Annotated in this window: 1 protein-coding gene; it reads right to left on the bottom strand. The window is 65.1% G+C overall.

Annotation, left to right across the window (positions count from 1 at the left end; genetic code table 11):
* A partial coding sequence (locus SB751_RS31995; protein WP_410749265.1) for a type VI secretion system baseplate subunit TssF occupies positions 1 to 261 on the bottom strand: 261 nt, incomplete at both ends.

Below are 261 nucleotides of genomic sequence, written 5' to 3'. Positions count from 1 at the left end.
CCAGTCGTTGCGGCGCGCGAACCAGTAATGACCGATCCGCGCCGATTCGCCGTGATGCAGCGAATAGAACGGCCGGAACTCGATCACCGATTCCTCATGCGCCTGCTGCCGGACGAGCTTCACCGAATCGATCGAGTACACCTCGTACGCGAACGCCCGGCGCGCTTCGGCGATCACCGGGTACGACACCGCGCGGTGCGTGATGCGGATCGGCTCGCCGTGCTGGCGGAACAGGTTGACGATCGGCGTGCAGAACAGCCG

It is taken from the genome of Cupriavidus sp. SIMBA_020 (genome assembly GCF_046535395.1).
GTDB classification, from domain to species: Bacteria; Pseudomonadota; Gammaproteobacteria; order Burkholderiales; family Burkholderiaceae; genus Cupriavidus; species Cupriavidus campinensis.
Note: the sequence above shows the minus strand (reverse complement) of the source record. Positions and strands in the feature narration are given on the sequence as shown.